Annotated in this window: 2 tRNA genes and 2 rRNA genes; all 4 read right to left on the bottom strand. The window is 52.2% G+C overall.

From position 1 onward, the window contains the following. Positions 1–214: ribosomal RNA gene (locus AC1RQK_RS40485) — 23S ribosomal RNA — on the bottom strand; the annotation flags it as partial. Between the two features lie 314 nt (positions 215–528). Then, a tRNA-Ala gene (locus tag AC1RQK_RS40480) sits at positions 529–604 on the bottom strand. A 47-nt stretch (positions 605–651) separates the two neighbouring features. Then, positions 652–728 (bottom strand) — tRNA-Ile (locus AC1RQK_RS40475). Positions 729–789: 61 nt separating this feature from the next. Then, positions 790–864, bottom strand: a 16S ribosomal RNA gene (locus tag AC1RQK_RS40470); the annotation flags it as partial.

Below are 864 nucleotides of genomic sequence, written 5' to 3'. Positions count from 1 at the left end.
GTTCCTGCAGCTACTTAGATGTTTCAGTTCGCCGCGTTCGCTTCCCTGACCTATGTATTCAGTCAGGGATGACCCATTCGGGCCGGGTTTCCCCATTCGGACATCTCCGGATCAAAGCTTGTTTGCCAGCTCCCCGAAGCTTTTCGCAGGCTACCGCGTCCTTCATCGCCTGTGATCGCCAAGGCATCCACCACATGCACTTGTTCGCTTGACCCTATAACGAGTGTGTCTCAAACTTGCGTTCAAGCCGTGCTCGCTACAGGATGAGTTCTCGCATTTGTGCCGTATTCCAAGTCATCTTTCGATCACTTAAATACATTTCGGTTGATACAATCACAACCCGGTATCGTGTTTTACTTCAGCGTCTCATCAACGCTCACGACACCTTTACTACATCCCATATTGTTAAAGAACAGCCGCGCGAGACTTCGTCTCGCAACGTCTTGGCCAAGGCCAAAGGCAAACGCTCAATCCTAAGCGCTTGCCTTTGACGACCAATCCAAGGTGCACACTGAAGTGCGAGGTAATTGGTGGAGGATGACGGGATCGAACCGACGACCCCCTGCTTGCAAAGCAGGTGCTCTCCCAGCTGAGCTAATCCCCCAATTTACTTCTGTCCGGAGGTTCAGCTTCGAACCACCATCCGTAACTTGGTGGGTCTGGTAGGACTTGAACCTACGACCCCCGCCTTATCAAGACGGTGCTCTAACCACCTGAGCTACAGACCCTTGGCTGTAACAGCAAACAAACCGATAAGTGTGAACGCTCGACTTAAGATGCACGCTCTTGAAAGGAGGTGATCCAGCCGCACCTTCCGATACGGCTACCTTGTTACGACTTCACCCCAGTCATGAACCCTGCCGT

The sequence above is a fragment of the Cupriavidus sp. GW822-FHT02D05 genome, from assembly GCF_058802485.1.
This window is presented reverse-complemented; position numbering and strand designations above follow the sequence as displayed.